Here is a 26,630-nt window from a genome sequence, read left to right as displayed (position 1 = left end):
TTTTATTTAGAAAGGAAATATACTTTATACGGCTTAGCGTTTAACTTTTGGGCATATAACATTGAGGAATCAAAACAAGATAAGCCTGCTTTAAAGCAGGTCTATCTTTATTTTAAATCAGTATCACTCTAGCGTTAAAAAGCTAATTCAACGCTAGGTTTAATTTATTCACACGACTAAAAACAAGCCAATCAACTAACAATACGAAGGCGATAGTGCCACCAGCCATTGGTAACATAAACGATAGTACAACGATAGTGATTAAGCCCACTTTCCAAACCCCCTCATGTTCAAATCGTGGTGGCGCACCAAGTACCTTCTTCCCCACAGGACGACGGATCCACCACATTACAGCACCGGATATCGCAATAAAGATAAATGCTAAACAAAAGAATACATTAACGATTTTATTCACCTCACTAACATCACCCTTATGTAGTGCGATACCTGCAGCCATAAACTTGCCCATTAGGTTGTATTCGTTCCACGTTACATCCGCTAAGACTCGACCTGAATACTGATCGATATGTGTTGTTCTATCTAATCTAGGATCCGTAATATCCCCGCTCATGGTATTCGCTGCTAGCGTATAAACCCCCGTCTCACTGCGAGGAAGGTTAAGCTTAAACAGGGTAAATCCAAGCGTTTTAGCTTGCGCTAATATTTGATCGACACCAAGTTTTACCTCAGAGTGCATGTTCATGTCATGATCCATCTTTGTATCATGCTGCATAGCACCCGCCCCTGCTGCTAACATCGCAGCATGATCATGTGATTCAGGCATCAGTGTTTGCTCTAAATTCCACGGAATTTCTTCTTCACTGCCGTGATTCATTGACGCGTGATTTTGTGTAGACAATGGCACATTATCCCACTTTTCTGCTGGGAAACTACTCCACGCTTGCACGAATTTACCGCCCCAAATACTTGCCCACGCAAGACCTGAAACAAAGAAAAACAACAATATAAAAGACAATAAGCCACCAATATTTGCGTGTAGGTCACGCATTAAAATACGTGGTCCACTTGCCATTCTTATTTTAAGAAAACCAGCCTTACTGGCCTTGTCTCGTGGTAACCACAAATAAACGCCCGTCACTAATAAGATCACGCCTAAACTTGCTGCAATTTCAATGAGATAATCACCCCAATTCCCTAGTAATAGAGTACCGTGTATATCATTCGCCAACTCATACCAACTATCGCTACGATCTATCGTACCTAGAACCTCTCCGTTATAAGGGTTAACGGTAACAAACAGCGTCTGACCTGATTCAAGCATAATTGAGAAACGGTTCGCAAGATCACTACTTTTAGCTGGTATAAACTGAGTTACCATTGCATTCGGGTAAGCAGCTATTACGCTTGCCATTTGTTGTGAGGTTGCGACAATATCTTTCTCAGGTGTTACTTCTAGCGCTGATTGATAACGACTAAATTCAATTTCGTCATCAAACAACATCACTAAACCCGTTAGACTCAGCATCAACATAAACGGGATCACAAATAGCCCAGCATAAAAATGCCAGCGCCAAGTTAAGAAGTAACGTGATTTTGAGCGTGCAAGTGTCTCTCTGTTAGATAAAGTGTTATCTACAGGCGGATTAATTTTCGACATTCTTTGTATTTTCCTTTCTACAAAATCCCTATCGAGCTAACGACGGTCATCCATATTAATACCAATCACAATAAATAGATGATCATTATTTCTGGTTAAAACTGCCACTAACTGCGTTGTTAATTTTACAATTAGAATAACTAGTTACGGCAATTAACGTCTTGTTATTGCCAATTTTTCCGGCGGAATAATTGATCACTTATTTAATGCAATTGGTATAGCTAAATTTTTTCGTCATTAATCACCGTTTAAACGCAAAGGTTTAACGGTATATTGATAACGTGATTTCTGTGTACTATTACAGTGAGTAGTACAGTGATAATTTAAGTTACGAAAGGGCTTCAGGCGGTGCGCGAGGAATTTGCCATTGATAACGCACGTTATGCGCTAAAAACGAATAATGCTCTTGAATTGAAATACTAACACGAGCCAATACAGGTACAGTTAATAGCTCAAGATCATGAAAAGAAGAAAAATGGCTGAATGGGCAAGGTTTTCCCTTATGGATTTGGGGTTTACCTTCTTCGATCTGAACCAGTTCCAGTCCATTAACGGTACACAACGTCGCCCACACACCAACGCTATTATTGGCATTAATCACTGGCATAAGCGTGACTAAAACCCAACTAAGCAGGCTAGCAAGCAACATTGATTTTTTAAAATAAGAACTGTGTTTCATACGATACTCTATAGATTTGTACGGAGTGTACATAAATATGTAACATATCGCAAAATTAGTAACATGTGATTAACGTTTGAACACTGAGCACCCTAAGGTCAAAAAAAGCAACTATCGGATGACTAATTAGTCAGCCGTTTACAGCAGTAAAATAGGATTAAGCAGTAACAATATCTATCTTACTACTCTTCAATACCGCCGTAGATAACACTACAGGGATCGCTTTAGAAATTGGCGTGTCACTCAAATCCCCTTTCCCATCAATAGATACCAATGGATTTGTTTCAGGGAAATAAGCCGCAATATTACCCTCTGGGATATCATAAGCCACCAGCTTAAAACCAAATACTTTACGCTCAATACCATCTGGCCAAAGCGATTCGATATCGACTAATTGGTTATTCTCCATGCCTAATGCAGCGATGTCATTCTCGTTAACAAAAAGGACTTTACGTTCGCCTGAAATACCGCGGTAGCGATCATTAAAACCGTAAATGGTGGTATTGTATTGATCATGTGAACGCATGGTTTGTAATACGAAGACAGGATCGCTACTTAGTTCTCGTAAGTTTGCAGGCCGTAAATGAGCGGGCAGATCATGCTGCATGAATTGTGCTTTTTTCGACGCAGTTTGCCACTGTCGCAGCGCAGCACTGTTACCAAGATAAAAGCCACCAGGTTGTTTTATCTTGCGATTAAAGTCGCTAAAACCAGGAATCGTTTTTTCAATCAAATCTCGGATCCGAGCATAGTCTTCAATGACCCAGCCCCAATCAATAGGCTGCTTGCCCAGCGTTGCTTCCGCAATACCCGCAATAATAGCAGGCTCAGATCGCATTTCGCCAATATCACCTGCCACCACGCCCGCAGAAGCATGCACCATACTAAACGAGTCCTCAACGGTGATTCTTTGTGGCCCAAATGTTTGCATATCAATATCAGTGCGCCCTAAGCAAGGTAATATGAGCGAGTCTTTACCTGGCACAAGATGCGTACGGTTTAATTTTGTCGCGATATTAACCGTCAAGCTACAGTTGGATAGCGCTTGTTGTGTTAACGCAGTGTCTGGCGTTGCAGCCGCAAAGTTGCCCCCTAAGCCAATAAATATTTTACTCTCCCCTGCAAGCATCGCTTTAATCGCTTCAACCGTATTATGTCCAGGTTCTGAAGGGGCTTTAAAATCAAATTCATCCGATATGCTTTTGATGAACGCAGCACTGGGCTTTTCATCAATACCCATAGTACGATCGCCCTGTACATTACTGTGCCCACGCACTGGACACAATCCCGCACCTTGTTGCCCCAACTGCCCAAACAATAGCTGTAAGTTGGCAATTTCTTGGATGGTTTTCACCGAATGCTTATGCTGAGTGATCCCCATCGCCCACGTGATAATCACCCGTTTAGATTGACAATAAATGCGAGCAGCGTGCTCTATTTCAGATTGTAATAACCCAGCTTGCTCGGTAATTTCATGCCATGACGTCGCTTCAACGGCGGTTAAGTATTCATCGACGCCTTGGGTATGTTCAACAATAAATGCATGATCAAATATAGAGATCCGTCCGGCGGCTAATTCGGCTTTATCAATCACACCAAGCGCTTTAACCATACCACGTACAACCGCCATGTCTCCGCCAAGTTTAGGCGTAAAATAGCATTGACTAATTTGCGTCGAACCATCAGTCAGCATTTCTTTCACTGATTGTGGGTTAGTAAAACGTTCTAACCCTCTTTCTCTTAAAGTATTAAAAGTGACAATGGCCGCCCCGCGACGCGACGCCTGACGCAGTGTATCTAGCATACGCGGATGGTTTGTGCCTGGGTTTTGACCAAACACAAAAACAGCATCAGCATGTTCAAAGTCTTCCAGTGTTACTGTACCTTTACCGATACCAATCGCTTGTTTCAACCCGACACCACTTGCTTCATGGCACATATTGGAGCAATCAGGAAAGTTATTGGTACCAAATTTACGCACAAAAAGTTGATACAAAAAAGCGGCTTCATTACTCGCTCTACCCGATGTATAAAACTCTGCTTGATCAGGATGTTCAAGTGTATTTAAATGCTTCGCGATCAGCGTAAATGCCTGCTGCCAACTAACCGCTTCATAGCAACCCGTTTCACGATTGTACTGAACAGGATGACTAAGCCGCCCTTGAGACTCTAAAAAGTAATCACTTTGCTGGGTTAACCAACTTACCGGATGTTGTTCAAAAAATTCAGGTGTAACACGTCGACTTGTGGCTTCCCAATTAACGGCTTTAGCACCATTTTCACAAAATCTAAACCGAGTTTGTTCTTTGGATTCACCCCATGCACAACCCGGGCAATCGAACCCTTTATCTTGGTTTGTTTTGAGTAAGTTTCGGATATTACGTGAAACATTTTCGCTTTTCACCAGATGTTTGGTCGTACTTAATAAGGCCCCCCAACCACCAGCAGCCCCTTCATATTTTTTAATTGTCATGTTGATTCTCTATATCAGTCGCCAGGTTTAAACGAAAAGCACCATGGTAGACGTTAAACCCACCATTACGGCTAAAGCCAATCAGTGTTAGATTAAAGCGTTTCGCCATATTGATCGCAAGGTTGGATGGTGCGCCTACTGCTATCAGTACCGAAATACCAGAAACAAGTACTTTTTGAACCAACTCGAAACTAATACGGCCGCTTAGAAATACAATTTTTTCTTGTTGATCAAGTTCAGGACTTCTTGCTAATTTCCCCATCAATTTATCTAATGCATTGTGACGTCCTACATCTTCACAGCTCAGTAATAAAGCCCCTTTAGCATCAAATAAGGCGCATCCATGCACCCCGCCTGTTTGGTTAAACATCGATTGATACTGACGTAATGTATCGCTGAAATGAGGAATAATAAGGCCCGACAACCACCCTTCTGTCGAATCTAAATCGGGGATATCGCGTAGTTCTAAAGACTGTATTGAAGATTTCCCACACACGCCACAACTGGAGAAGGATGTGGTATCTCGATTGATTAATGCCCAATCCACAACAACATCTGATGATAAACGTAGATGTATCTCATTTTGGCTCATTTCATCTAAATCAAAGTGCTCATTGATACCAACAATGTCGCTAGCGCTGTTGATAATACCTTCAGCCAACAACAGGCCCGTAACCAGATTAAGATCGTCACCCGGTGTGCGCATCGTCACTAAGTAAACACGCTCTTTCTGTTTGCCCGCGCAATCGCTATAAATGAGGTGTATCTCTAAAGGTTCTTCGACAATCACGGAGTCAATTGACAAGCTGACGTCTGTACCATTTATCTGTCGGATAGAACATGCCGCAACACCAATAGTTAGCAAGCTTGATTGATGCGCTTGCTGACGATTAGTATGGTTATTTAGATGGCTATTTTGTTGATAAATGGCATTAAAAGCAGAGTATCTATCAACTAACGAATAATCTTTCGGACTTATTTTCTGTTCAGCCATGGGCATGTCTCACTCTAATAGATTGATGTTAAAAACGGGGATACTCCACAAGCATTTTTACGGAGAGCTTTAACATACTCAAGATAAGCACTTTACAATACCTTTTACAGAGCAATAAACATAACGGGAAAATTCTTTCATTTGATAAGAAAAACTTATCACCTAACTCAATATAAGGTACTTGAAGGGGTTATCAATTAATACCCATGACCTCTGACTGACGTAATGGGTATTATTTTAACTAGCTTCTTAAGTTAAAAGTTAAGTTAAATAGAATCAAAGCCTATGCATTCGATTTTATGGACTTCTAACCAATCTTTGAGTGCTTGAGAGGTTAAGATATTGAACTCATCAACACGCTTATCTGCGTAGCGAGATAGTGTTGGTAATAACGTATCACCCTCTAATGTTGTGTGGCTCATTAGCTCCAGTGTCCCATTCGGGATCTTAGCGCTAAACTCAAGAATCAACGCTTGCAGTCGTTCCAATGTTACACCATCAGCGTAGAACCTTGCACTAAACCCTTCAGTTGTTGGTACCGTTAAACCTTCACAACCCGAAACAACATGATCGACACGGCGTACAGGGATCCCAGTATCATTCGCAAAAGCAATGAATGCTTTTTTGTATGGCGGAAATACAGCAGCAAAGTGGTGACTATCAATATGCGTTAATTTAATACCCGCATTGATCGCTTTATCATATTGCGCTTTGAACTCACTATAAGCTTGATCAAAACTTAAGACCTCAGACGCGATCACTTTGTCTTGCTTTAAAAAATACCCGTCACTATCAACTAAATCTGGCACTAAACGCGGCGCTAAAATTGGTTTACCACTGGTTAGCGTTAAATGTAATCCGACATTGGGGACTAAACCTTGCTTGATTAATTCAATCGCATGCTCGGTTGCAGGTTGGTTCATCATTAATGTTGTAGACTGAACAACGCCAACTTTAAAGCACGCGACCACTGATTCATTAACTTTTTCAGTTAAACCTAAATCATCTATGTTTACGATTAGCTTCATAATGAACTCTTCTACATTTTGTTAAACTGAGGTACATATTTCGCATTCAATTCAATCATTTCATCTAAAATTTCTTTCGTTACCGTACCTTTACGCACTAATGGGTTGATTGTTAGTGCCTGTAATGCCGCGCCATAGCTACCAAAGGCACCCGCTTCAACAGCCAGTTCTTCGAATGCTTTTTGTAATTGCAACGTACCGCGTATCGCAGGGTTCGTAATTGGCGCAACGTTCAATGGCTGTGGACCGCATGATGTAATAACAGATGTAGCCTCAATAGCGCAGTCATTTGGCAGTTCTGAAATTGTGCCATTATTACGAATATTGACATGCATTAAAGTACGTTTGTCATTGTGGATCGCATTGATTAACTCACATGCTGCTTCGGAATAATGTGCGCCGCCACGCTCTTCTAATTGCTTAGGCTTCACGTTTAAGTTTACATCTTCGTACAGTTTAAATAATTCTCTTTCAATTTCTTGAACTTGCTCGCCACGTGTAACATAACCTTCTGACTTAACTTCTTTTTGCTCTAAGTCGTCTTGCTTGTAATAATACTGGTGGTAACCACAAGGTAATGCACCTAGGTGTTTTAATTGCTCAGGAACCCAAGTAACTTCACCTAAGTTTTTAGGCAGTGCAAAGTCTTCACCAGAACACACTTTATCGATTAATTCGCCGATACGATCTTTACCGTGATCCCAAATATGGAACGCATGGATGAAGTGATTTAGCCCTGCAAACTGAACTTGCAGATCTTTCGTTCCCATCAATTCTTCAATACCAAACTGGGTGCAAACAGGCACGTTACATAGGCCGATTACTTTGATGTTTGTATGTTTAAGCACTGTTTCTGTAATAATACCCGACGGATTAGTGAAGTTAATTAACCATGCGTCAGGGCATATTTCTTCCATGTCTTTACATAAAGAAAGTGTCACTGGAATTGTACGCATTGCCTTAGCAAAACCTGCAATACCATTAGTTTCCTGACCAATCATACCGTACTTGTTACCCAGTAATTCGTCTTGAATACGCGCAGGGATCATACCAACTCGCATTTGAGAACACACATAATTAGCGCCTGTTAACGCTTTACGGCGGTCAAACTCAATATTTAATTCAATATCAAGACCTGCATTTTTAATCATACGTTTAGCTAATGCGCCAACAGTCTCAACTTTGTAACGACCTTCTTCGATATCAAATAGATCAATGTGTGTCACTGGCAATTCGTGATGACGATTAATGAAGCCTTCAATGATTTCAGGTGTATAGCTAGAGCCACCACCGATAATTGTAATTTTTAACATACTTTAGTCCTCATTTTGGATTCGTCTTTGAAGTTCAATAATTTCGAATGCAAGGTCTTTACACAGCATTGCATTCATAATGTGATCTTGAATGTGCGTTAAGATCAGGGTCATTTTTACTTTGCCTTCACCTTCGTCAAAGCTAATGAGTTCTGTTTGTGATTTATGTACTTCAGCTAATGCTTCATCGGCGGCGTTAAGTGATGCTTTTGCTGATTCGAAATCACCTTGCCTTGCTTCTAACATTGCTTGCATCACTGCTGAACGCGCTGCACCAGCTTCGCATAAAAGTGTCATCAAAAATTCTTCTGTAATTTCCATCATCCATTCCTTAATTTTTTATTCTAAATTTTGATAAGCCATCTATTACCTTATGAATCATGTGTAAAAGATGGCTATTTTCTATCTATGAAATACCGTTATTAATGAGATATAGCGATTTGTGATCCCATACAGTATTTATTAAGCCGCTTTAGCTGATGATAACGCCCCTGCTTCATCAAGCTGTTCAGGTTCTTCTTGCGCTAATAATTCTTTTTCATACGCTTTGAAGAATGGATAGAAGATTAAACCACTCACAACAAAACAGACTGCAACAACAACTGCTGCTAGCATTGAGTTCGTGGCCATTACAGCACCGATAGGCGCAGGCATTGTCCATGGTGGTAAGGCAACAACGTTAGACACTAAATCGAGCTTGAATACACTCCAAACGATAGATGCGTTGACTAATGGTGCAAGAATCCAAGGGATAAAGAATGTTGGGTTCATTACGATTGGCGTACCAAAAATCACAGGTTCATTAATATTGAAACAACCAGGAATTAATGACATTTTACCAACAGTACGTAGGTGAGCGGATTTAGAACGAGCCATCATGCAAACTAGCGCTAATGTACCGCCTGAACCACCAACGAATACGAAGAAATCCATGGTTGGGTTGATGAAGATAGCCGGTAAGTCTTTACCTGCTTCAAGTGCTTCTTGGTTTGCACCTAAGTTGATTAGCAGTAGTGGACCAATAACACCTAAAACAACGGATGCGCCGTGAATACCTGCAAACCATAATAATTGGATTAATAAAATAGCCAACGCAAAAGCGAAGAATGTATCAGAAGCAGCTACAAGAGGGCTAAACAATGCCATGATGCCAGTTGCTATATTTAAGTCAAAGTTACCCAATACACCATTGATAACTTGCACAATTAAGATCATTGCTACAACAGGTATAAGCAAGTCAAATGACGCTGATATTTTTTCAGGCACCGCTTCTGGCATTTTAATACGAATGTTCTTTTCAACAAGAAACGTTTGTAGCGTAGGTACTAATAGACCACAAATGATGGCTGTAAATGCACCCGCACCACCTAAGTAAGCCATAGGGATAACACTACCTAACTCGCCACCAACCCAAACAGCAGGTGCAACTGCTAATAGGAAAGAGAACATAGATAGCATGCCTGAGTTCATTGGGTTAACACCTTTTGTGTTAAGCGTCTCAGCTAAGTTATATGCGATACCATAAGCAGAGTACATCGCAAAGATACCCATACTAACAAAGAATGGACCAACAATATTATCACGACCAATACCTTGAACGACTGAGTGCCAGCCATCTAAAAACCAGTTACCCGAACCAGGAGGGTTAGCAAATACAAGCAGTAAAGAACCAACAATCAGGAAAGGCATTGTTGAAATGAAACCATCTTTAATCGCGCAGATATGCTTTTGACAAGCGACCTTACCTGCAATGGGCGCAATGACGCGCTCGACAAAATCCATAGTTGCATTTATAAGAGACATAAAACTTCCTTTTTTTATAAAATATGTATTGAATCACAGCAAAAAATGCGCAACGATAAAACTACGCACTGATTTAATTATTTAGCTGGTCTTTAATCGAAAAGCCATTTAGCAACGCGAACAAAACGCCTCACTATCCCTTTAAATCAATAGCTTGCTGTAGAATTTCTTTACCCTTCATCATGCCGTATTGCATCATATCAATTTGCCCACAAGCCACATTTTCTTCTTCACAACGCTTACTGAATTCAGCAAATTTGTATTTCACTTGTGGTGCGACGAGACAAACATCGTGTTTCTTAACTTCAGTCTCGAATGCAGAAATAGAATAAGCGTTAATTTCAGCTTTAACATCCGCAGATTCTGCAGCTTGTCGCATTTTTTTAACAACCATTGAAGTAGACATACCAGCTGCACAGCAAAGGAAAATCTTAATCATATCTAATAACCTCTTGATTTATAATCTTTAAATTGTTAATCGGGAGTGTGTGATCGATATCAACATCAGATTCACCCACAACTCCCCTTTGAGGTATATGTTGCGCCGGTGTATTTTTTTTTACAAATACCAAACACTTAATTTGTGATCTGAAATATGTTTCATTTTTAGTTTGTTAATTCATATTACGGACATAACGCCATGTACAATGAAACAAACAATTAACATTGAAATCTTGATAAAAAATTAACACGCTTTACTTTTAACTTTAAAAACATGACGTTATAAGTAGGCCCGTATTTTGGTCGTTCATTAAAAGTCAGTATTAAATGAAGGGTTAAATCTTTAACTTGATAAATATAAATAAAAAAAAGAACTTATTTCCCGCTGTGAACTATCTCTCACTTTGAGTTTAAATCACTTTCGAGTTTAATGTTTTTTTATGTGAGCCAAGTCTCTTAGCCATAAAAGTTTAAAGGTACTTAGAAGACTTAAGCCTGACAAAAAGAGGTGGTTAATAAATATTATTGAAGATATAGAGGTGAGGTATTTTAGGTTTATTGGGAGGGTGTTAGAATCATGAATATTATGCTACGACTTGATTCATCAACGCACTATTTCATCAATTTGTTCATCTGCGGTAAATCGGCGTCCCACAAGTCAACATGATCGACTGTATATTCACCGTCTATTTGTAAATTACGGATCACCTTGTTACACACGTCACTGGTGATAGACTTTTCTTTCCTTGATGAAGGCTCTACAAATAAGATCTTTTTTATAATAACTCCATTTATTTGATTACCGCTTTCCAATCTAATCACCTGAAAGATTATTAATATATTTCTTAATAATATCAACAGCTTCACTATCGACAACATTTGTACCAACAAAAGGCATTTTCACGCCTGCTGTCAATGAGAAACCTGCCGAATGGTGCCACGACGGAATTTCAAAAGTATATTCCTCTTGCTCTTCTGTCATACGGTAAATCAATGCACTATTCTCAGCAGCACCGGGATTTATCACTTTTTCAGGAGAACCCGTAGAGGTTAGATAGTCACTTATCGACTTTCCTATTGCGGTTTTATAAGTACCATTTTGTTGAATATAATTTGCTGTTGCATCATGGTTGAAATTTAAAGTCGTTGTTAACTCAGCAAAACCTGCTTCATTATGGCAGTGACCACAATTAGCATGCAAATATCCAAATACAGAGCGTTGTAATGGTGCACTAGCTACATTTTGAATACGCGGCATCACCTGTAATATCTTCGTTGTTTTCTTCAATCTTTGTAGCTCTGATAAAGTTATCATCCCAGGTTTCAATTCACTTCCATGGATAGCGTTAGGATCTCGATCATCAGATAATTGTAATGCAGAGAATCCTAATACTGGTGTTTTTTTTAGTCCACTATCGATACCTCCTTTCGAGTGACAATAACTACAATCATGTTTACTTGGAATATCGTAATATTTCCCATTAGCTAAAAGGTAATGTTCCTTAATTCCCTCCTCAGGAGCTAAAGTCGCAACGGTTTGATCCTCATTCCAAACATAAGTTTCCGCTATCCAGTCTTTATCACTAATTTTTTCTAAAAGACGAGTTTCAATTTTACGCTTTTTTCCCATTTCAATAAATGAGAACTCTTTCCACAACTTTGTCCCTCTAGGAAAGACCCAACTGTTTGGGTTTGATGTATCAATTTTTTTCCTTCTAGGTAAATAAATCCATCTGTTTTTATCTGCACCATCAGACCACAAGGGGTATTGGGGACTATATTCAGAAAAAATGGCTCTACGGAGGAAGTAAATACCAAAGTGCCCACCTGATTTTTTCTGCAAGTCATAAAAACCAGAATCACTCAACGAGTCATAAGCTGATACGGACGTAGTGATCAAGCCTGAAAGAAGAGCTATCAATATTTTAATTTTCATTTTTATTCTCATTTTAATCAGTAACACCTTATTTACGCTAAAGCACTTAACATAGGCCCAAGTAAAGCTCGAATGAGCCAGAAACAAATACGATATTGATATCTTCTCGGGGGATTTGACTAGAGCGCAATTCTTGCAACTTCAAAAGGTTATCCTGAAACCGGGAAAAGCGATCTCCTACTATATACAACTTATTTAGCACCATAACTAACTCCTTGTTAAATAAACCATACTTCAAACTACCTAACCTTGTAGCAAGCACTATTTTAGTGAATTCACTTCCTGCGACTCGAACATTTCAAGCCACTATAACCCCGTCCTTAAACATAAAAACTTGATACTTCATCTAAGGATTAGGGATATACTACTCGAACTATCATTGATGATGGAATAGCAAAAATAGAACAATAGGATGTTATAAAATGTACAACTTAAGTTGGGGTTTGATCCGTTATGCACTTTTCACTTATCGTAGGGGATCTGCATCAGGTGCAGCAGAAGCACTTAATGTCACTCACGCCACCGTGATTAGAGGATTAAAAAAATTAGAGGATGAAAGTAATACTAAATTATTTAATAAGTCTCCCTCTGGTTATACTCCGACAGATAATGGAAAGTTGCTTATTTCAGCAGGTGAAAAAATGGAAGCTGAAATATATCAATGGAAAATAAATCTTGAGAATGAAAATAAGCACCCCAGTGGCCTGTTACAAATAACCACAACAGGAGCCATCATGAACAGCTTAATCTGCCCGCATCTAAGCGCATTTTATCTACTATACCCAGACATAAAACTCGAGTTCAGCACATCATATGAATTCAGTCATATGACTAACCATGCATTTGATATTGCGATACGATCAACGTCGACACCGCCTGAACATTTAATTGGTCGGAAAGTAAAAAACGTCCAGTGGGGTATTTATCATAATGGATCAAATCATGCCAAAAATGATGAGTGGATTGGCTTTAATAACCTCTCTGCACCCTCATCGAAATGGATGAGTACGCTTTTTCCTGACGCAAAAATAAAATGCAGCGCGTCCTCAATTTTGAGTCAACTTGAAGCCGTAAAAGCCGGTGTTGGCAAAGCGATCCTTCCTTGCTTTGTCGTTGATAACCATCCAGAGATAGAGAAAATACAATCACTATCAGACAATTATACAACTGACATTTGGTTGTTATACCACCGCGAATCTCGCGGTTGTCCGAAAATAAAGGCCTTTATTGACTGGCTAAAGACGGATGTTTTTTAGTCGTGCGAATTTCACGGCTCTTGTGATGACTAACCGAGTGTCAACCATGCTATTAAATGATATCACTCACAAAGCATGCATAAAATCTTCGATTACCACGTCACCCGCATATCTATCGTTATGAAGTGAGGTTAGTATGTATGAAAAAAACATTGATTAACGCGATGTTAATCAATGCTTTATTTGGTATTCAAGTATAGATTTTTTCAATCTAGGTAACTAATAGTTACAGTGCGGCAGCTTCAACTTCAGCTACAAGCGCGTTTAATTGCGCGATAGTGTCTTTGATTTCAGCACGGAAATCATCAGCAACTGTTGTAGCTGGAAGTGCAAGGTAAGCTTCAAGCTGTACCACTAACAATTTCAATAGCGCAGAATAAGTCGCTGTGTTTTGCTCTTCTTCTAATGCTAATAATGCAATGTTAATCGCAAAGTGTTGTGTTTCAGGTTGATCCGCTTTAGCTAAATGTTTATTTACTTTTAACTCAGCGTAATCAACGAACTGTAATTTAGTGTCGATGTCATTGTTTAGCTTTTCTAAAAATTGTGTATTGTCAGTCATAATACTTTTATCCTATGTAAATAAGCTTTGTTTTTAAATGCTACCAAATTCAAGTCTGAAGTGTATAACCAATAAGCAGCAATTTTTGAAAAACGTTATAACGAAAAAAGCCTGCTCAATGAGCAGGCTTTTTCAAATTCCAATTGCTTGGAAAAATAAGTGGTCGGTGATAGAGGATTCGAACCTCTGACCCCCTGGTCCCAAACCAGGTGCGCTACCAAGCTGCGCTAATCACCGAACATGGTGCGGAAGGAGAGACTTGAACTCTCACACCTTGCGATACTAGAACCTAAATCTAGCGCGTCTACCAATTCCGCCACTTCCGCACAAACTATCAACTTATCAGCAGGTAACTCTGACAAGGGTCGATAACTTCACCTTAGTGAGTTATCAAATATGGGGCGACTGAAGGGATTTGAACCCTCGACAACCGGAATCACAATCCGGGGCTCTACCAACTGAGCTACAACCGCCACTAACTTTTACATCAACCCGTTTTGGTAAACGAATTAATTTCTACTTTTACGTAGATAATATGGTGACCCCTATAGGATTCGAACCTATGGCCTACGGCTTAGAAGGCCGTTGCTCTATCCAACTGAGCTAAGGGGTCGTGGTCGGTGATAGAGGATTCGAACCTCTGACCCCCTGGTCCCAAACCAGGTGCGCTACCAAGCTGCGCTAATCACCGAAAGTGTTGAAGACTACGTCTGTCAACGAGGGTGGATATTACAGAGTTGCTCTGTTCTCGTCAAATAGTTTATCTAAGTGAAGAAGCAACTGCCTAATAGTTATACACCAAGCGAGATTATAACAACAATATGCATAGTTTCGATGCTAATTGCAGAATTTTTATTAAATAGTAACGCAAATCAATAACAAAGCAGGTTTCAATTAACCTACTTATCGACGTTCTAATCTGCTTATACTAGCTCTGCTACCACAGTTTCGGACCATGACTCTAAATTTAGCTTTGCTAATTCGTCCGCCGCTAAAAAGCCCGCTAAGTTCAACGCGTCTTCTTTGCTCGTTACAACAAGGTCTGCATGTACTTCAGCAACTAATACAATACCTAGATGTACTTCATCAACCGGTGTTACGTCTTTAGAAAGATAACCTATTGTTGTCATCCCTAAGAAGTCGCTTTCTTTTAAACCTAACTCTTCATGTAATTCACGATACATACCAGTGCGTAACGTATCTGCTAGTTGGAATACACCTTTTTCATCATAAACCGCATCAACAGCATCAACGTGACCACCAATACCAATACTGAATAAGTTATGTAAGCGAGATTCACCACCTGATACAGAACGTTCGTATGCTAAGTATTTGTCACCCTGCTTTACAACCACATAAGGAATAAGCTGGCGAAATTTAGGATTTGTTTCTAACAGTGCGCGCTGCATAATAACAACATCTTTACTTTCGATATTTACAGTTGAACTGTCAATTAAACGGGTTGAGGGTGCTGCTACGTCTGCAAAAACGGAAATAATATGCTCTTGATGTTTCACTGTTATCTACCTAAGTAATTTAAAGCATCTTTATAACCAAATAGACCTTCTTTGTCACTCTAATTAGATGATTATTTATCCTAAGAATTGCTGACAAAGTCACATTTTAGTGCGAAAATGGCGCAACTTTCTAACCAAGAGATGAATATAACTCAATGACAGCTCAAATCATTAATGGAAAAAATATTTCTCAGCAAGTTCGCCAGAAAGTTGCTGAAGAAGTGGCTACGCGTACTGCACAAGGATTACGCGCCCCGGGTCTTGCTGTGATTTTAGTGGGTGCCGATCCGGCATCACAAGTATATGTTGGGAGTAAACGTCGTGCCTGTGAAGAAGTAGGCTTCGTTTCTAAATCTTACGATCTTGAAAGAGATAGCTCACAAGAAGCTTTATTAGCATTAATTGATGAGTTAAACGCAGATACCACGATTGATGGAATATTAGTGCAACTGCCTTTACCTGCGCATATTGATACAACCCTTGTGTTGGAACATATTCGCCCAGACAAAGATGTTGATGGTTTTCATCCATATAACGTAGGTCGTTTATCACAACGCATCCCTGCATTACGTCCTTGCACACCAAAAGGTATTATTACGCTACTTGAATCAACAGGTGTTGACCTACATGGTCTAGATGCTGTTGTTGTTGGCGCGTCGAATATTGTTGGTCGTCCAATGACGCTTGAATTATTACTTGCAGGTTGTACAACGACAACATGTCACCGCTTCACTAAAAACTTAGAAGAGCATGTACGCCGTGCCGATTTAGTTGTAGTAGCAGTTGGTCGTCCTAACTTTATTCCAGGTGAATGGATCAAGAAAGGCGCAATGGTGATCGATGTTGGTATTAACCGTTTAGAAAATGGTAAACTTGTTGGTGATGTTGGCTTTGAAGTAGCAAAAGAAAATGCTTCTTTCATTACCCCTGTACCAGGTGGTGTTGGTCCAATGACAGTTGCAAGCTTGATCGAGAATACTCTAATCTCTTGCCGTGATTACCATTCAAAGTAATCGATAAGCAATCAGTTACAAATAGTACGTAATAAACCATCACGTATTATAAATAATAAAAGCCGCATCACCTTTTGGTCATGCGGCTTTTTTGTAAGCTAAGCTCTGCGCTTAAACCTTAATTAGGCATTTATTTGAAACTTAACAGTTCCACTTCAAAGATCAGTGTTGAACCAGGTTGGATACTACCAGCACCTCGGTTGCCATACGCTAGATTGCTGGGAATAAAGAAGCGACGTTTCTCACCCACTACCATCAACTGTACACCTTCGGTCCAACCGGGGATCACTTGATTTAAACCAAATGTAATCGGCTCGCCGCGCTGTACAGAGCTATCAAACACAGTACCGTCTAATAATGTACCGTGATAATGAACTGTTACTTTAGAACGACCGGTTGGATGTTCAGTGCCAGTACCTTCAGTAAGTACTTTCGATTGTAGGCCTGACGCAGTTACTTCAACACCTTCTTTTTCTAAATTCGCGGCTAAGAACTCTTTACCTAATTCTATATTTTCAGCGGCTTGTTTTTTATTCCCCCCCATGCGCTGCATAAGGAAAAAAATCAACGCACAACCGATGATCACTGAAATAATTTTAAACATGATTAATCCCTATCTAGTAAAAAAACGCCGATGACGGCTTAAATTCAACACATTCAGTCATCAACATTTAAAGTTAATTCAATTTTATTTACAGCGCCAACTTTACTTACGACGCCAAGTAGTACCGTTAGCACCATCTTCCAATACAATACCCAACGCATTTAACTTGTCACGAGCATCATCCGCCATGCCCCAATCTTTACTTGCACGAGCATCGTTACGTTGTTTAATAAGCGCTTCGATTTCAGCCACTTCATCATCTTCACCTGCATCACCTTGTAAGAAGGCTTCAGGTTCTTGTGACAGTAGACCAAGTACATTACCAAATGAAATTAACTGTGCGGCTAATTCACCTGCGCGTTTCGCATCAGTATCTTTAATACGGTTAATTTCTTTTGCCAGTTCAAACAACACTGGAAATGCTTCTGGTGTATTAAAGTCATCATCCATTGCCGCTTTAAACGTTTCAACGTACGCTTCACAACCAGGAACTAGACCATCAACGTCGGCAACTGTCACACCACGTAATGCGGTATATAAACGCTCTAAGCTTGAACGTGCTTGTTTTAAATTTTCTTCTGAGTAATTTAACTGGCTGCGGTAGTGACCTGAAAGTAAGAAATAACGAACAGATTCACCGTCGTACTCTTCCAATACATCACGGATAGTAAAAAAGTTATTAAGTGACTTAGACATTTTTACTTTGTCGATTTGCACCATGCCAGAATGCATCCAAGTATTAACGTACTCGCCATTATGTGCGCAGCATGATTGTGCCACTTCATTTTCGTGGTGTGGGAACATCAAATCAGAGCCGCCACCATGAATATCAAATACTTCACCCAGTAGTTTGTTATTCATTGCTGAACATTCAATATGCCAACCTGGACGCCCTTCACCCCAAGGTGAAGCCCAGCTTGGTTCACCTGGTTTCGCCATTTTCCATAACACGAAGTCCATCGGGTTACGTTTATTTGATTCAACTTCAACGCGCGCGCCCGCTTGTAACATATCTAAGTCTTGGCCACTTAACTTACCGTAGTCAGCAAACGTCTTCACTTCAAATAATACATCACCACTATCAGCAACATAAGCGTGGCCTTTTGCGACTAATTTTTCGATAATCTCGATAATATCTGGCATGTGGCCCGTTACCGTCGGTTCGATGTCAGGACGGATCATATGTAGTGCATCAAAATCGTCGTGCATGGCTTGGGTAAATCGCGTAGTTAACTGATCGCAAGTTTCGCCGTTTTCATTTGCACGTTTAATGATCTTGTCATCAACATCTGTAATGTTACGGATAAATTTAACCGCATAACCGCGATGGCGAAGATAACGCACCACAGTATCAAACGCCACAAAAGTACGACCGTGACCTATATGACAGTAATCATAGATAGTCACACCACATACGTACATACCGATTTCACCTTCGGTGATAGGTTTAAATTCTTCTTTTTGGCGAGTCAGTGTGTTGTAAATCTTCAGCATCGAATAGTGATCCTTGCGCAAACAGTAAAATGCAATTAATTGACTGATTTTACCATTAGCATTAATGATTACTAGCTTTGCAACAGCATAAAAGGTCGAAATTTAACTGAACAACGAAAAAAGTGTATAAATCAGCCAAATGAAAGCACAAAAATAAGCCCTTCCTACCCCTTCACTATCGAAAAGCTTTGCCATTGCTAACCTTTAGGATAGAATTTACCCGTTAACTAACTAAAGGATCATTAAAATGATAACTCTACATACAGATTTCGGTGATATCAAAATCGAACTTAACTTTGAAAGTGCACCAAAAACAGCAGCTAACTTCCTAGAGTACGCAGAAAGCGGCTTCTACGAAGGTACTATCTTTCACCGTGTAATCGATGGCTTCATGGTTCAAGGTGGCGGCATGCTTCCTGGTATGGAAGAGAAAAATTCAAATGCACCTATCGAAAATGAAGCAGACAATGGTCTGTCTAATAAACGTGGTACATTAGCAATGGCACGTACTATGGACCCGCATTCAGCAAGTTCACAGTTCTTCATCAACGTGAAAGACAACAACTTCCTAGACTTCACAAGCAAGACTTCTCAAGGTTGGGGTTACTGCGTATTCGGTGAAGTTGTTGAAGGTATGGACGTGATTGAAAAGATCAAGAAGGTACCAACCTGTAACCGCCGTGGCCATGGTGACGTACCATCAGATGACATCATCATCACAAAAGTAACGGTAGAAGAAGCATAATTGCTTACTCTATTTATTAAAATTGATACACTGCTTCGGTAGTGTATTTTTTTATTCCCCACAAGGATGAAACCATCACATGACAACGTTTTTTATTTCAGATCTGCACCTTGATGAACGCCGTCCGCAAATAACCGAATTATTTTTACACTTTCTTGCGACCGAAGCACGCGAAGCTAACGCGCTCTACATTTTAGGCGACCTATTTGAATTCTGGTCTGGTGATGATATTAGTAATCCACTTAACGACAGCGTTCAAGATGGGCTTAAAGCGTTAACCGACAGTGGTGTGAAATGTTTCTTAGTGAAAGGTAATCGTGACTTCTTGGTGAGTAAGCGTTTTGCTAAACGTACAGGCATAACAATCCTCGGAGATTACACAGCGATTAATCTTGACGGCCAAAAGGTACTCATTGCACATGGCGATACCTTCTGTACGCTAGATGAAAAATACCAAGCATTTCGTGCAGCCGTTAATATCCCATGGCGTCAGAAATTATTCACCTGTTTACCTATCTTTGTCCGCGAAGCGATTGCCGATAAAATTCGAGGAAAAAGCCAACAAGGTAATCAACAAAAAAGTATGACGATCATGGATGTAACTGAATCTGAAGTTGTCGATAAAATGCAAGAATATAACTGCCAGATATTAATTCATGGTCATACCCACAAACCGAATATTCACGATGTGCTATTACCGGGTGATAAAATTGGTAAACGTATTGTGTTAGGTGATTGGTTTGATCAAGGTAGCGTACTTATTTGGCATGATGGCCAATATGATCTGCAACAGCGTGCATTTTTAAAAAATGCATAAAAATAGCGCAGCTGGAAAAATGGAAGATCTAAAAAAGGAGCATTACGCTCCTTTTTAAATCAATCGACTAAATTATTTAGCTCACATTAAAGATTACGCACCTTCATTGTGGATCTCTAAATTAGCTATTTCTTCCTTTTGTTCTTTGACTGTTTTAGCATCATCGCTACGGACATCATTAAGACGCTGTAAGTAAGCCCCATCAATATCGCCAGTAACATATTCACCACTAAACACAGATGTTTCGAACTTTTTAATCTCAGGATTACATCTTGAAACAGCAGCGACCAAATCACCTAGGTCTTGGAAGATAAGCGCATCAGCACCAATGATAGTGGCAATTTCATCAACACTGCGGTCATGAGCAATCAATTCTTCTGAACTCGGCATATCAATACCGTATACGTTTGGATAACGTACTTCAGGGGCTGCGGAAGCTAAATAAACTTTATTTGCGCCAGCTTCACGTGCCATTTCAATGATCTGTTCTGATGTTGTACCACGTACAATAGAGTCATCAACTAGTAGTACATTTTTACCTATAAACTCAGATGAAATTGCATTCAATTTACGACGTACAGACTTACGACGCAAAGTTTGTCCAGGCATGATAAACGTACGACCAATATAACGGTTTTTAACAAAACCTTGGCGATATGGTAAATCTAATACTTTTGCAATTTCTAACGCACTATCACATGACGTTTCAGGAATTGGGATCACAACATCAATGTCAATATCAGCCCATTCACGCTTAATTTTATGACCGAGTTTCTCGCCCATTGCAAGACGTGATTCGTAAACCGATACCTTATCAATGGTTGAGTCTGGACGTGCAAAGTAAACAAATTCAAAAATACATGGGTTATGCTTTGCATTTTCAGCACAGTGCGCGCTAAATAGCTCACCTTCATCAGTAATATAAACAGCTTCACCTGGTTCAATATCACGTACAAAGTTAAAACCTACTGCATCAAGTGCAACAGATTCAGAAGCTACCATATATTCTTTTCGTTCATCCTCAGTTCTCACACCTAATACTAACGGGCGAATACCGTTAGGATCACGGAAAGCAACAAGACCATGATTAATAATCAGTGATACCACAGCATAAGCACCGCGTGCTTGCTTGTGTACAGCTTTAATTGCAGTAAAAATATCTTCTGCAGTCAAATGTAAACTTGGGCATTTATCTAATTCATGCGCCATAACATTAAGTAATACTTCTGAATCAGACGTGGTATTAATGTGACGACGGGCTTTATGAAATTGCTCTTCTTTTAATTCGGCGGCGTTGGTTAGATTTCCGTTATGAGCAAGGGAAATACCGAACGGAGAGTTAACATAGAAAGGTTGAGCCTCAGCGGCGCTCGAGCTTCCTGCCGTAGGGTATCGAACATGACCGATACCAATATTACCTTTCAAACGCTGCATATGTTTAGCTTCGAATACATCGCTCACTAAACCATTTGCTTTGCGCTGCCTAAAGTTTCCATCACTTAAGGTTACAATCCCAGCAGCATCCTGTCCACGATGCTGTAATACTGTTAATGCGTCATAGATAGACTGATTAACAGGGGTTGTAGAAACAATGCCAACAATTCCACACATAACCTAAATTCCTCGTTTACTGTGCTTTCGATAAAATGCTATTTATAACGTTTCGCTTGTCATAAACCCTGCATGTTGTCCCATGCAGAAGCTTGATGTTCAAAAAACCATTTAATGAGTGGTTTTAACTCAGCTATTAGTGGCGAATCCTGCCACCAAGCCGTTTCCGGGAAACTGGTGAATAACTGTAAAAATAACAGTAATACGCACACCACTAATACTCCTCGGGCAATACCAAAGCATACACCGAGCAATCTATCCGTACCTGATAAACCAGTTTTATCCACTAATTGACCAAGTATGTAATTTAGCAAAGCCCCTAACATAAGGGTCGAAATAAATAATAGCGCTATCGCAACGCCATTTTTAACTAACTGTTCGCTGAATGCAGCACTAAATGCATCGAAATTTTCTAAGTAGGCAGCAATATCTTGATAATAATAGCGAGATATAAAGAAGGCACAAAACCAAGTGCAAAGAGAGAACGCTTCCTTGACAAAACCACGCACTAAACTTATCACTGAAGATAAACCAACAATACCTAAGATAAGGTAATCAATCCATGCCATTTTTTGTTCCACTCGTTTGAAATTCGCGTCATTGTAGCAAGTTAAATACGAGATTGATAATAGTTATAAACAAAAAAAACCGACATAAATGTCGGCTTTTTAATTACTTGTCTCGAGGGTCAAATTTCTCAATTACACCTTTCAAACCGGTGATTTTTTGTAATTTTGGCAATAAACGTTTTAGCTCATTTTTATTTACGTTTGGCCCTACATATAATCGATTTAACTGGCCGGCCTGTTTATGGCGCGGTAATCGATAAGCATCAAAGCCTGCTTTTCTAATTTTTTCAACCAATTCATCAACTGCGACTGAATTCTTGAAGGTACCTAAACGAATATTCCAACTATTACCAACTGGCGGTATTACTTTTGTAGTTTCGACAGGTTTAGCTAGTGGGATAAGTTTCGGTGCTTTAGTGATAGGTTTAGGTGTGTATACTGCTGGTTCCGCTTTTTTAGCCGCCGTTAAATTAATTGTGGGGGCGGGTTCAATGAGTAATTCCGCCACTTCATTATCAAATGAATCAAAGTTAACGGGCTCAGCAAGTTCAACTAACGCAGGGCGCAAGGGAATGCTCGCAGCATTCTCACGATACGTGACCTTCTGACCATCTAGTAAGTCAGGTAAAAATATGATACCAATCGCCACTAGAATAATAGTGCCGACTAAACGATGTTGAAATGTCGATGCCACGTTTATTTAACCACTTATATGTTGGATAATTTCCGCTACCGTGAAAAACGAGCCGAAACCAATAATAATATCATTACAATCAGCACTTTGATTTGCTGATTGCCAAGCTTGCGCTATTGTATCATGACTCATAGGCTGCTGGCTAAGGCTATCACGGCTTTTCCCACTCTGTTGCATTGCATCCACTAATCCCTGCTCGATTTGCTGACAAGGTGCAGCGCGTTCGCCCTGTAATGCAGCTAAGTGCCAACAATCAATAACATCTGTTAAAGCTGCCAAACTTGCTGCAATATCTTTATCTTTGAGCATGCCAACAACAGCAATAATCTTAACTGGCAAATGAGCCTGTTGCTTGAAACGTGCGAGTTGTGTTGCGAGGTAACCCGCTGACTCAGGATTATGTGCAACATCCAAGAATTGTTGTGGCGAGGTACCTAATCGTTGCATACGACCTGGTAACATAGCATTCGCAACACCACTTCGAATGGCAGATTCAGGTACAGCCAACCCTAACGCTTGAATTGCGGCAATTGCCGTAGCGGCATTTTGCAGAGGTAACTGGGGAATAGTCAGGCCAGAAAACACAGAGCCAATATTAGCTTGTTGTTCTGTTGAACTCACTTGCCAATCCCAACTTTCAGCATGCTGCGTGTAATAATAGTCTCGATTAACAGCAACCAGTTCAGCACCGACTTCGTCAGCATACTCAGCAATGGTAGGTGGCGGATTAATCACACCACAAATAGCTTTTTTATTGGCGCGGAAAATACCCGATTTTTCACGTGCAATAACGGCTTTATCTGTACCAAGCCAATCAGCATGATCAATATCAATCGTAGTGACAACAGCAACATCAGCAGAAACAATATTTGAAGCATCTAAACGACCACCTAATCCAACTTCAAGGATCACAACATCTAATGTTGCATCTTGAAATAATTTCAATGCGGATAATGTCGTAAATTCAAAATAAGTTAATGTGGTATCACCGCGTCCTGCTTCAATAAAGGCAAATGAATCAGCATGCGCTTGTGCGCAGAGCATTTCACCGTTAACGCGAACACGCTCTCGGTAATCTTGAATATGGGGAGAACTGGTGACACCAACATTGTACCCAGCATCAAGTAGAATTCGTTCTAAAAATGCGCAGGTAGACCCCTTACCATTTGTACCTGCAACGGTAATGACTTTGGCATCAAATGTGGTTAATGCTAAATCAGCAGCAACGCGTCCTATGCGACCTAATCCCATTTCAATATTAACAGGATGAATACTTTCTAAATAGCAAAGCCAGTCTGCGAGAGACTGGCTTTTATTAATACTGTTCAACATCGGTAATAGTTACTCGTTAGTGTTTACTCGTTAATGTTTTGAGCGTCACTTGGAGTCTTAATTTCATCCGCTGCAGGTACAACTACTGGCGTTTCTTCTGTACTTGCTGGTGCAGTCGCGATGTTATCAGACGTTTCCAAGTTCATCATCTTCGCTAATAAGCCTGCAAGTTTATCACGCATTTGGCGACGATCAATAATCATATCGATCGCACCTTTCTCCAATAAGAACTCACTACGTTGGAAACCTTCAGGTAACTTCTCACGTACTGTTTGCTCAATAACACGTGGTCCAGCAAAACCAATCAACGCTTTTGGTTCAGCAACATTAATGTCACCTAGCATAGCCAAACTTGCAGACACACCACCCATTGTTGGGTCTGTAAGCACAGAAATGTAAGGTAAACCTTTTGCTGATAGCTTCGCTAACGCCGCACTCGTCTTCGCCATTTGCATTAATGAGAATAATGCTTCCTGCATACGCGCACCGCCACTTGCAGAAAAACAAATTAACGCACGATTTTCAGCCATACACTCATTTATTGCAGCAACAAAACGAGCACCAACAACGGTAGCCATTGAACCGCCCATAAATGAGAATTCAAATGCACAAACAGCAACTGGAATACCTTTAATCGTCCCTTTTTCTACGATTAGCGCATCTTTTTCGCCTGTTTTCTTTTGCGCGCTAGATAAACGATCTTTATATTTTTTGGTATCGCGAAACTTTAATTTATCACTTGGTTCGAATTCTGTACCAATTTCAATGCGGCCATCTTTATCAAGTAATTTATTAAGACGTTCACGTGCATTCACACGCATGTGGTGATCACACTTAGGACAAACGCCTAAATTACGCTCAAGTTCTGCATGATATAAAACCTGGTCACAAGAGGTACACTTAGTCCACACACCTTCAGGAATATTACGACGCGCTGTTGCGCTCTTGCTTTTTGGTAGTATTTTTTCAATCCAGCTCATGAACCCTACTTATAATTTGTTCTAATTAATTGAAGTATAAGATGTTAAATGCGTTGTTAATACGATAATGATACAAAAATTCAAAACCAATTAACAAAAATTAATGCGTTAAGTCGATATCTGTCGAACTTAACAATACTCCACATTTATCGTGTGACACAATTAAATCACAGATTATCCAATAAGTTTATCTAAAACTGGTCATACCCTTGTGACTTACCGTCAGAAATCAATAAAAAATGATAAAGCGACATAAATAATAACAGCTTATAATCGCTTCCTCACGCTCTTAGCAATGATAAGTCACCTTTCACCAATTAGTATTTTATTGTCATTAAATCAAACAATTAAAAGCTTTCAGGTAAAAATAATGGCCCGACTGCAGGTCTTGGAATATTAAATTCGCTTGGATAGTCCACTTCAATCATGTACAGACCTTCAGCTTTACTTGTTGCCGCTGCGACAGAACGATCTCTACCGGCCAATAATTCACCAATCCACGTAACGGGCTTATTACCCTTACCGACTTCCATTAATGAACCGGCTAGGTTTCTCACCATATGGTGTAAGAATGCATTCGCTTTCACATCAATAATAATATACGCATTTTGACGGATCACTTTAATATGCAGCATAGTCTTAACGGGACTTTTGGCTTGGCAATGCTTAGCTCGGAAAGAAGTGAAATCATGTTCTCCCACTAATTGCTGTGCCGCTTCATGCATTAATTCAGCATCAATATCACCATGGTAATAACTCACACCAGAACCTAAAATTGCAGGACGTAGATTATTGTTATAAATAATATAGCGATAACGTCTTGCTGTTGCACTAAAGCGAGCATGAAACTCTTCATCAACTTCCTGCGCCCAACGAACTGCTATGTCATCAGGTAAATTAGCATTGACACCCAGCGTCCATGCCACATCTTTACGGATAGAGTCAGTATCAAAATGCACAACTTGACCAGTACCATGAACACCAGAATCGGTACGTCCAGCGCAATGAACTCTCACAGGGTGATTCGCAACGCGTGACAATGCATCTTCCAGTTTCTCTTGAACACTAATCACGTCCATTTGTCGCTGCCAGCCGTAATATTTACTACCGTCATATTCTATACCGAGTGCAATTCGCATTTATCTTCCAAC

The 26,630-nt window shown here is 40.0% G+C and carries 25 protein-coding genes and 5 tRNA genes; 4 read left to right on the top strand and 26 right to left on the bottom strand.

Annotation, left to right across the window (positions count from 1 at the left end; translation table 11 throughout):
• Window positions 1-142: 142 nt before the first annotated feature.
• The 11 genes from HWV02_RS06940 to HWV02_RS06890 all read right to left on the bottom strand — a co-directional run bounded on the left by HWV02_RS06940 (window position 143) and on the right by HWV02_RS06890 (window position 12,285).
• A complete protein-coding gene (locus tag HWV02_RS06940) occupies window positions 143-1,618 on the bottom strand; it encodes a PepSY domain-containing protein (protein ID WP_211689991.1) in 1,476 nt (491 codons plus the stop codon).
• Window positions 1,619-1,946: 328 nt separating this feature from the next.
• Complete coding sequence (locus HWV02_RS06935; protein WP_211689990.1) at window positions 1,947-2,297, bottom strand: hypothetical protein; 351 nt, start codon at window positions 2,295-2,297, stop codon at window positions 1,947-1,949.
• A 157-nt stretch (window positions 2,298-2,454) separates the two neighbouring features.
• Window positions 2,455-4,770 (bottom strand): FdhF/YdeP family oxidoreductase, encoded by a 2,316-nt coding sequence (locus HWV02_RS06930; RefSeq protein WP_211679063.1) that lies wholly within the window; start codon window positions 4,768-4,770, stop codon window positions 2,455-2,457.
• The gene (gene fdhD, locus HWV02_RS06925; RefSeq protein ID WP_211689989.1) at window positions 4,760-5,764 is read right to left on the bottom strand and encodes a formate dehydrogenase accessory sulfurtransferase FdhD; all 1,005 of its coding nucleotides are present in this window, start codon (window positions 5,762-5,764) and stop codon (window positions 4,760-4,762) included. The genes HWV02_RS06930 and fdhD overlap by 11 nt, the downstream gene beginning before the upstream one ends.
• Before the next feature lie 266 nt (window positions 5,765-6,030).
• Window positions 6,031-6,792, bottom strand: a complete 762-nt coding sequence (locus tag HWV02_RS06920; RefSeq protein WP_211679061.1) for a carbohydrate deacetylase — start codon at window positions 6,790-6,792, stop codon at window positions 6,031-6,033.
• Between the two features lie 11 nt (window positions 6,793-6,803).
• Window positions 6,804-8,105 carry a 6-phospho-beta-glucosidase gene (locus HWV02_RS06915; protein WP_211689988.1) on the bottom strand — a complete coding sequence of 434 codons (1,302 nt, stop codon included), beginning with the start codon at window positions 8,103-8,105 and terminating at the stop codon, window positions 6,804-6,806.
• 3 nt (window positions 8,106-8,108) lie between these two features.
• The gene (locus HWV02_RS06910; protein ID WP_255550606.1) at window positions 8,109-8,429 is read right to left on the bottom strand and encodes a PTS lactose/cellobiose transporter subunit IIA; all 321 of its coding nucleotides are present in this window, start codon (window positions 8,427-8,429) and stop codon (window positions 8,109-8,111) included.
• Window positions 8,430-8,567: 138 nt separating this feature from the next.
• Entirely contained in the window at window positions 8,568-9,908 is a 1,341-nt protein-coding gene (locus HWV02_RS06905) for a PTS sugar transporter subunit IIC (RefSeq protein ID WP_211679059.1), read from the bottom strand.
• A gap of 133 nt (window positions 9,909-10,041) precedes the next feature.
• Entirely contained in the window at window positions 10,042-10,347 is a 306-nt protein-coding gene (locus HWV02_RS06900) for a PTS sugar transporter subunit IIB (protein ID WP_211674661.1), read from the bottom strand.
• A 614-nt stretch (window positions 10,348-10,961) separates the two neighbouring features.
• The gene (locus tag HWV02_RS06895) at window positions 10,962-11,162 is read right to left on the bottom strand and encodes a hypothetical protein (protein ID WP_211689987.1); all 201 of its coding nucleotides are present in this window, start codon (window positions 11,160-11,162) and stop codon (window positions 10,962-10,964) included.
• Between the two features lies 1 nt (window position 11,163).
• Window positions 11,164-12,285: a hypothetical protein gene (locus HWV02_RS06890; RefSeq protein ID WP_211689986.1), complete on the bottom strand. Its 1,122-nt coding sequence runs from the start codon at window positions 12,283-12,285 to the stop codon at window positions 11,164-11,166.
• Window positions 12,286-12,707: 422 nt separating this feature from the next.
• Between HWV02_RS06890 and HWV02_RS06885 the strand changes: the two genes are divergently transcribed.
• On the top strand, window positions 12,708-13,541 hold the full coding sequence (locus tag HWV02_RS06885; RefSeq protein ID WP_211689985.1) for a LysR family transcriptional regulator: 834 nt from the start codon (window positions 12,708-12,710) through the stop codon (window positions 13,539-13,541).
• Between the two features lie 226 nt (window positions 13,542-13,767).
• Here the strand turns inward: HWV02_RS06885 and HWV02_RS06880 are convergent, their stop codons facing one another.
• The 7 genes from HWV02_RS06880 to HWV02_RS06850 all read right to left on the bottom strand — a co-directional run bounded on the left by HWV02_RS06880 (window position 13,768) and on the right by HWV02_RS06850 (window position 15,620).
• Window positions 13,768-14,103, bottom strand: coding sequence for a hypothetical protein (locus HWV02_RS06880; RefSeq protein WP_211679055.1), 336 nt, complete (start codon window positions 14,101-14,103; stop codon window positions 13,768-13,770).
• Between the two features lie 160 nt (window positions 14,104-14,263).
• A tRNA-Pro gene (locus HWV02_RS06875) sits at window positions 14,264-14,340 on the bottom strand.
• A gap of 4 nt (window positions 14,341-14,344) precedes the next feature.
• A tRNA-Leu gene (locus tag HWV02_RS06870) sits at window positions 14,345-14,429 on the bottom strand.
• 71 nt (window positions 14,430-14,500) lie between these two features.
• Window positions 14,501-14,576, bottom strand: a tRNA-His gene (locus tag HWV02_RS06865).
• A gap of 63 nt (window positions 14,577-14,639) precedes the next feature.
• Window positions 14,640-14,716 (bottom strand) — tRNA-Arg (locus HWV02_RS06860).
• 1 nt (window position 14,717) lies between these two features.
• Window positions 14,718-14,794 (bottom strand) — tRNA-Pro (locus tag HWV02_RS06855).
• A gap of 232 nt (window positions 14,795-15,026) precedes the next feature.
• The gene (locus HWV02_RS06850) at window positions 15,027-15,620 is read right to left on the bottom strand and encodes an NUDIX domain-containing protein (RefSeq protein ID WP_211689984.1); all 594 of its coding nucleotides are present in this window, start codon (window positions 15,618-15,620) and stop codon (window positions 15,027-15,029) included.
• A gap of 155 nt (window positions 15,621-15,775) precedes the next feature.
• Between HWV02_RS06850 and folD the strand changes: the two genes are divergently transcribed.
• A complete protein-coding gene (gene folD / locus HWV02_RS06845) occupies window positions 15,776-16,633 on the top strand; it encodes a bifunctional methylenetetrahydrofolate dehydrogenase/methenyltetrahydrofolate cyclohydrolase FolD (RefSeq protein ID WP_211679053.1) in 858 nt (285 codons plus the stop codon).
• Window positions 16,634-16,763: 130 nt separating this feature from the next.
• Here the strand turns inward: folD and HWV02_RS06840 are convergent, their stop codons facing one another.
• Both HWV02_RS06840 and cysS read right to left on the bottom strand, forming a co-directional pair.
• Complete coding sequence (locus tag HWV02_RS06840) at window positions 16,764-17,186, bottom strand: FKBP-type peptidyl-prolyl cis-trans isomerase (protein WP_370629429.1); 423 nt, start codon at window positions 17,184-17,186, stop codon at window positions 16,764-16,766.
• A gap of 153 nt (window positions 17,187-17,339) precedes the next feature.
• Window positions 17,340-18,731 carry a cysteine--tRNA ligase gene (gene cysS, locus HWV02_RS06835; protein WP_211679052.1) on the bottom strand — a complete coding sequence of 464 codons (1,392 nt, stop codon included), beginning with the start codon at window positions 18,729-18,731 and terminating at the stop codon, window positions 17,340-17,342.
• A 247-nt stretch (window positions 18,732-18,978) separates the two neighbouring features.
• Here cysS and HWV02_RS06830 point away from each other — a divergent pair, with 247 nt between their 5' ends.
• Together HWV02_RS06830 and lpxH are read left to right on the top strand one after the other, a co-directional pair.
• Window positions 18,979-19,476, top strand: a complete 498-nt coding sequence (locus HWV02_RS06830) for a peptidylprolyl isomerase (RefSeq protein WP_211679051.1) — start codon at window positions 18,979-18,981, stop codon at window positions 19,474-19,476.
• 79 nt (window positions 19,477-19,555) lie between these two features.
• Window positions 19,556-20,293: a UDP-2,3-diacylglucosamine diphosphatase gene (lpxH, locus tag HWV02_RS06825; protein ID WP_211679050.1), complete on the top strand. Its 738-nt coding sequence runs from the start codon at window positions 19,556-19,558 to the stop codon at window positions 20,291-20,293.
• A gap of 93 nt (window positions 20,294-20,386) precedes the next feature.
• Here the strand turns inward: lpxH and purF are convergent, their stop codons facing one another.
• The 6 genes from purF to truA form a co-directional block, all read right to left on the bottom strand.
• The gene (gene purF / locus HWV02_RS06820; protein ID WP_211679049.1) at window positions 20,387-21,904 is read right to left on the bottom strand and encodes an amidophosphoribosyltransferase; all 1,518 of its coding nucleotides are present in this window, start codon (window positions 21,902-21,904) and stop codon (window positions 20,387-20,389) included.
• A 59-nt stretch (window positions 21,905-21,963) separates the two neighbouring features.
• Window positions 21,964-22,473, bottom strand: coding sequence for a CvpA family protein (locus HWV02_RS06815; protein ID WP_211674651.1), 510 nt, complete (start codon window positions 22,471-22,473; stop codon window positions 21,964-21,966).
• Between the two features lie 103 nt (window positions 22,474-22,576).
• A complete protein-coding gene (locus tag HWV02_RS06810; RefSeq protein ID WP_211679048.1) occupies window positions 22,577-23,167 on the bottom strand; it encodes an SPOR domain-containing protein in 591 nt (196 codons plus the stop codon).
• Between the two features lie 6 nt (window positions 23,168-23,173).
• On the bottom strand, window positions 23,174-24,499 hold the full coding sequence (gene folC, locus HWV02_RS06805) for a bifunctional tetrahydrofolate synthase/dihydrofolate synthase (RefSeq protein WP_211679047.1): 1,326 nt from the start codon (window positions 24,497-24,499) through the stop codon (window positions 23,174-23,176).
• Window positions 24,500-24,522: 23 nt separating this feature from the next.
• Complete coding sequence (gene accD / locus HWV02_RS06800) at window positions 24,523-25,479, bottom strand: acetyl-CoA carboxylase, carboxyltransferase subunit beta (protein WP_211689983.1); 957 nt, start codon at window positions 25,477-25,479, stop codon at window positions 24,523-24,525.
• A 347-nt stretch (window positions 25,480-25,826) separates the two neighbouring features.
• Window positions 25,827-26,618 (bottom strand): tRNA pseudouridine(38-40) synthase TruA, encoded by a 792-nt coding sequence (gene truA, locus HWV02_RS06795; RefSeq protein ID WP_211679045.1) that lies wholly within the window; start codon window positions 26,616-26,618, stop codon window positions 25,827-25,829.
• Window positions 26,619-26,630 lie beyond the last annotated feature (12 nt).

The sequence above is a fragment of the Moritella sp. 28 genome (assembly GCF_018219435.1).
Classification (GTDB): domain Bacteria; phylum Pseudomonadota; class Gammaproteobacteria; order Enterobacterales; family Moritellaceae; genus Moritella.
The sequence above is the reverse complement of the archived record's forward strand: the minus strand, read 5'-3'. Positions and strand labels throughout refer to the sequence as shown.

What these genes read in the sequence shown, in the direction of transcription:
- HWV02_RS06930 (WP_211679063.1), bottom strand. Translation starts at nt 4,770, where the DNA reads ATGACAATTAAAAAATATGAAGGGGCTGCTGGTGGTTGGGGGGCCTTA.
- fdhD (WP_211689989.1), bottom strand. Translation starts at nt 5,764, where the DNA reads ATGGCTGAACAGAAAATAAGTCCGAAAGATTATTCGTTAGTTGATAGA.
- folD (WP_211679053.1), top strand. Translation starts at nt 15,776, where the DNA reads ATGACAGCTCAAATCATTAATGGAAAAAATATTTCTCAGCAAGTTCGC.
- HWV02_RS06910 (WP_255550606.1), bottom strand. Translation starts at nt 8,429, where the DNA reads ATGATGGAAATTACAGAAGAATTTTTGATGACACTTTTATGCGAAGCT.
- folC (WP_211679047.1), bottom strand. Translation starts at nt 24,499, where the DNA reads ATGTTGAACAGTATTAATAAAAGCCAGTCTCTCGCAGACTGGCTTTGC.
- HWV02_RS06830 (WP_211679051.1), top strand. Translation starts at nt 18,979, where the DNA reads ATGATAACTCTACATACAGATTTCGGTGATATCAAAATCGAACTTAAC.
- HWV02_RS06900 (WP_211674661.1), bottom strand. Translation starts at nt 10,347, where the DNA reads ATGATTAAGATTTTCCTTTGCTGTGCAGCTGGTATGTCTACTTCAATG.
- purF (WP_211679049.1), bottom strand. Translation starts at nt 21,904, where the DNA reads ATGTGTGGAATTGTTGGCATTGTTTCTACAACCCCTGTTAATCAGTCT.
- HWV02_RS06935 (WP_211689990.1), bottom strand. Translation starts at nt 2,297, where the DNA reads ATGAAACACAGTTCTTATTTTAAAAAATCAATGTTGCTTGCTAGCCTG.
- HWV02_RS06905 (WP_211679059.1), bottom strand. Translation starts at nt 9,908, where the DNA reads ATGTCTCTTATAAATGCAACTATGGATTTTGTCGAGCGCGTCATTGCG.
- HWV02_RS06885 (WP_211689985.1), top strand. Translation starts at nt 12,708, where the DNA reads ATGTACAACTTAAGTTGGGGTTTGATCCGTTATGCACTTTTCACTTAT.
- lpxH (WP_211679050.1), top strand. Translation starts at nt 19,556, where the DNA reads ATGACAACGTTTTTTATTTCAGATCTGCACCTTGATGAACGCCGTCCG.
- cysS (WP_211679052.1), bottom strand. Translation starts at nt 18,731, where the DNA reads ATGCTGAAGATTTACAACACACTGACTCGCCAAAAAGAAGAATTTAAA.
- truA (WP_211679045.1), bottom strand. Translation starts at nt 26,618, where the DNA reads ATGCGAATTGCACTCGGTATAGAATATGACGGTAGTAAATATTACGGC.
- HWV02_RS06890 (WP_211689986.1), bottom strand. Translation starts at nt 12,285, where the DNA reads ATGAAAATTAAAATATTGATAGCTCTTCTTTCAGGCTTGATCACTACG.
- accD (WP_211689983.1), bottom strand. Translation starts at nt 25,479, where the DNA reads ATGAGCTGGATTGAAAAAATACTACCAAAAAGCAAGAGCGCAACAGCG.
- HWV02_RS06940 (WP_211689991.1), bottom strand. Translation starts at nt 1,618, where the DNA reads ATGTCGAAAATTAATCCGCCTGTAGATAACACTTTATCTAACAGAGAG.
- HWV02_RS06915 (WP_211689988.1), bottom strand. Translation starts at nt 8,105, where the DNA reads ATGTTAAAAATTACAATTATCGGTGGTGGCTCTAGCTATACACCTGAA.
- HWV02_RS06840 (WP_370629429.1), bottom strand. Translation starts at nt 17,186, where the DNA reads ATGCAGCGCATGGGGGGGAATAAAAAACAAGCCGCTGAAAATATAGAA.
- HWV02_RS06920 (WP_211679061.1), bottom strand. Translation starts at nt 6,792, where the DNA reads ATGAAGCTAATCGTAAACATAGATGATTTAGGTTTAACTGAAAAAGTT.
- HWV02_RS06815 (WP_211674651.1), bottom strand. Translation starts at nt 22,473, where the DNA reads ATGGCATGGATTGATTACCTTATCTTAGGTATTGTTGGTTTATCTTCA.
- HWV02_RS06880 (WP_211679055.1), bottom strand. Translation starts at nt 14,103, where the DNA reads ATGACTGACAATACACAATTTTTAGAAAAGCTAAACAATGACATCGAC.